The sequence below is a fragment of the Micromonospora sp. NPDC048871 genome, from assembly GCF_043198155.1.
GTDB lineage: Bacteria > Actinomycetota > Actinomycetes > Mycobacteriales > Micromonosporaceae > Micromonospora.
Genome location: NZ_JBICUM010000026.1, coordinates 1 through 3907, shown reverse-complemented (window position 1 = coordinate 3907; position 3907 = coordinate 1). Strand labels below are relative to the sequence as shown.

Below are 3907 nucleotides of genomic sequence, written 5' to 3'. Positions count from 1 at the left end.
GGCGTACTGGGTAATGTCACGATGATCCTCTTCCTGTCTCCCGGCAAGCCTAGCCGCACCGGGAAGGCTGCCTCATCTCAGCCTGACAGACAGGGAACCGGGACGAGATTGCCTCCCACCGAGCCTTACTCGCGGCGATCCGGCGTTTGGCTGGTGCCGGCTGGCTACTCTGGGACGAGTCCGGCCAGACGGTGCGGCTCGGTCCGCGAGTCGCCGCATGGGGATCAGCGGATCTGAGTGCCCTGCGTGAGCTGTTGCGGATTTTGCCCTCCGCCGCCAACATCGGCCACGGCGATCCGGAACTCGGCGATGACCAGCCCTAACGCAGCGCATCCGGTATTTGAGCCGATCCTCGCAGGGCTGAGCGAACGGCACCGCGACGAAGTCCTTGCCGCGTTCGCGGCGGTGGAACATGGCGCCCACCCGGTGCCCGAGGTGCAGATGTTGGCGTTGCGGGATGCCACCCTACGCAGGGACCTTCAGCGGCTATTGCACCGAGTGGGACGGACGCTCGTCCCGGTGGGTGGCACGCAGTGGACCTCGGGGTACCGCGACGACATCGCTGCCGAACTGACCGGTGCAGGTTGGAACGCCCTCCCGGTCATCGATCGGGCCGTGCTCGTGCTGGTGTTGATTCATTCGGGTCGCGATTCCCCGTAGCCAGGGACTACTGTCAGGCGACTCCTGGATCTCCGCGCAGCCGACGCCAGTCGATGAAATTCTTCGCTACGCGCAGCCTGGAAGAGGTGACGTTCGTGTCGCTCTGCAGAGGTTGCGTGCTGCTGGACTCGTGCAGCTCGCGCCCACTCGCGGCAGAGGCTCCGCCGGCAGGACCGCCTACTTACCTGGTCCTCAACTTCACCGGCTGACACCGGTGGCACGCGCGGCGTTGCAGCAAGAGTTGATTCTGGCCGCCGCACCGCACAGCCCGCTGGCTGCGGCGATACGAACGCGCCGCGCGCATCCCCGAGGAGAACAGTGAGCATGGCCCTACCCTGGTCTACGGCGGGCGGCGATTCCGGCCCTGTCGACGTTGTCGGCGAGCGGGTGCTAGTCGGCGTCCAAGTGGTCAATATCTCTCGCCTTTCCACGCACCCGGTACCGATGATCAGCCAGGGCCTGGTCACGGTTGCGGGTCAAGGCCCGAAGGACTCTAACGGTGCGGGGAAGTCTTCATGGATCGCTGCGGTGAGCCTGCTGCACGCCGATGAGCAATGGCGGCTAGCCAGTGGAGCGGCCGGGGCCGCGGAGCTGCTGTTCACCGCCGAGATCGCCGCGCAGGAAGGCCGCTGGTCCAACGTCGACTGGGGGTATGTGATCGGCGTGTTCACTGATCCCCGCGCCGACACCTTCGATGCGCTTTCGGCCCGTGCCCTGACCGTGTGGGTACGGATCAACCGTAAGGCATCACACATTAACCTGCGCTGGAAGGATGGTCTCTACGTCCCCTATGGGGCGACTGAGTTCGAACGCGCCGCAGGAGTCGACACATTGTGGGACGCGCTCCCTACCAGTAACGGGCGTAGCGACTTCCACGCGAACCGACTCGCGTCCGTCCTGTACGGAAGCCATGTGCGATGCGTGTCATTCCTGTCGACCTCGGTGCGCTCCAGCCCAGCGGCCAACCTACTCGCCCAGCCTCTCAACGACCTGGCCCCGCAGAGGATCTTCGACGCCATCGCCACACTGACCGGGTTGGACCGCGAACTCGAACAAGAGCAAGCCCTCCGGTCGGCCGAGCACACCCACCGTAACAACGTCCGCGACGCCGAAAGAGATCTCGATGGCTGGGAACACGAGATGGCAGTCGTTGAGAACGGCATTGCGCAGCGCGGTCACGCTCGCCTCCTGTTGGGCCATGCGAAGGCGTCATGGCAAGCCCGCTGCGCTCGACACTTCGTTGACGGAGCCGCTCGCAGCGACGAAATCCGCCATGAACTCAATGCGCTGGAGGTCCGCACCAAGGAATTGCAAGCAGAACTGTCCACCGTGGAACGCGATCTATCAGGATTGACCGACCACGAGGAGTTCAACCGCAACTTCCGCGAGGTCGAAGGGCGATGGAAGGAATTCAGTGGGCGCGACCAGCGCCTGGACACCGATTATCAGGTCGCCGCCCGGAATCTGGAAGACCTGGCTACGGCACATCGGGAGCTTTTCGACAAGGCTCGCGCTGCTGACGGACGCAGCGTTGAGACCGCGCAGGCTGAGGAGGCCGGTGCACGCATAGCCGTGGAACAGGCTCTCGGGTCCAGGGGAGTTGCCGAAGATGCCGAGAAACAAGCGAGCAGGATGCTGGCCGCCACCGAGTCCGGCGAGGACCTCGCCGCAGACGAGCTACAGGTGCTGCGCGATGAGGGTATCCCCGCCGCCGCGTTGTTGGACGTCGTCCAGCTCAACCCCGATCAGCGACGCAACTGGGAGCCCCGCCTTGTGCCCTATAGCGGTGCCGTCGTGGTCCTACGCGGGCACGCTGACAGAGCCCAGGAGAAACTCGCGGGGCGGCCAAGGAGGGCGACGCTGGTCATCGCTGACCCGCCTCGAATGCACGCGCCCATCCACAGCACCAGCCTGCCCGCGAGCGCCGATACCAGGTTCGACCTCACCACGTTCTTTACCGCGATCGTCGGTCGGTCGGGCACCCAACCTGCAGAGATCGACGTGGCCGCCGGGGTAATCGTGGTGGGTGAGTTCGCAGATCCACTCACCGGCCGAGCCGCGCGCATCGCCGCGGCCCGCGCTGAGCATCGCGCGAAAGCCGCTCTTCTCACCGAAGCCAACAAGCTCGTCGCCAGTGCCCGGCGCACGCTGGCCCGAGCAGAGATCCGTACCAAAGCGGCCGAGGCAGGTGAGCATGCGGACACGACCAAGCAGAAGATCTCCGAACTGCGAGCGGCCAACGAGGAGCGACAGGAGCGACGCGATGCGCTGAAGCCCGTGCTGGACGCCGCCCATGCGGCCTACACCGACGTGCTGGGCGCGGGCAAAGCACGCGAGGAACGGATCAAAAACCTGCGCGGCGCAAAACAGCGCCTTGAGCGTGAGCAGATCGAAGAAGACGAAACCACGACAAAGCTCACCGATGAGCGGCTGGCTCTGGACCTGCCCGGCCGCGAGGCGGCCTGGGGAGACTCACCCGAGTCCGCGAACCGGTTCCTGCTGACCCTGGACGCCGAGCAGCAGACCCGCACCACCGGGGCGTGGAACGAGGAAACCTGCTCTAAAGTCAACGAGGTTGTGCGGCGGTGTTTCCCCGAGGGCACACCCCACGACGAGATGCCCGCCGAGATCCGGGAACTGCTTATCGAACAACGTTGGCATCGCGGCGGGCTGGACACACGCGTCGGTCTGGTTCCGGCGCTCATCCGCGCGCTGCGTACCCATCTGACCCAGACCGAACAGCACGACCACTACCAGCAGCAGCAAATCACCACCCAGCGTGCGCAGCGCACCGGTGACCTGCAGGCGGCGCGGCTAGGCTTGAGTGAGGCCGAACAGACTTCCCGGGCGCACCGGGCATCGCTTGCCCAAGGGATCAAGGCGAAGCTGAAGAAAGTCAGCGAAGAGTTCAACCGCCTCGACGAACGGTACGGCGGTTACGGGGCGAGCCTGGACTACCCGGAGCCGGAGCCACCCGCTGAGCCCGATAGGCCATGGCGGTGGGCGGTCACACCCAAGTGGCGGCGGGCCGAGGGACACCGGATGTCGGGCTACAACCTTCGTAGCAACACCGCCCAAATGGACGAGAAGGCCGTCAAGCTGGTGTGCGCCGCCGCGCTTGCTGGAGGGGGCGGTCGACCCTTGCTGCTCATTGAGCCTTTTCCAAGCTGATCTTGCAGCTCAGGGTGGGTGCGGCAGGCCCGGTGATCGGTGGGTGCGAGGCTCCAGGTAGGACAGCTGTCGACCA

The 3907-nt window shown here is 65.5% G+C and carries 2 protein-coding genes; both read left to right on the top strand.

From position 1 onward, the window contains the following. Positions 1–309 precede the first annotated feature (309 nt). Complete coding sequence (locus tag ACGFIK_RS27810) at positions 310–660, top strand: hypothetical protein (RefSeq protein WP_327024292.1); 351 nt, start codon at positions 310–312, stop codon at positions 658–660. 324 nt (positions 661–984) lie between these two features. After that, on the top strand, positions 985–3831 hold the full coding sequence (locus ACGFIK_RS27805) for a hypothetical protein (RefSeq protein WP_393342159.1): 2847 nt from the start codon (positions 985–987) through the stop codon (positions 3829–3831). Positions 3832–3907 lie beyond the last annotated feature (76 nt).

What these genes read in the sequence shown, in the direction of transcription:
- ACGFIK_RS27810 (WP_327024292.1), top strand. Translation starts at nt 310, where the DNA reads ATGACCAGCCCTAACGCAGCGCATCCGGTATTTGAGCCGATCCTCGCA.
- ACGFIK_RS27805 (WP_393342159.1), top strand. Translation starts at nt 985, where the DNA reads ATGGCCCTACCCTGGTCTACGGCGGGCGGCGATTCCGGCCCTGTCGAC.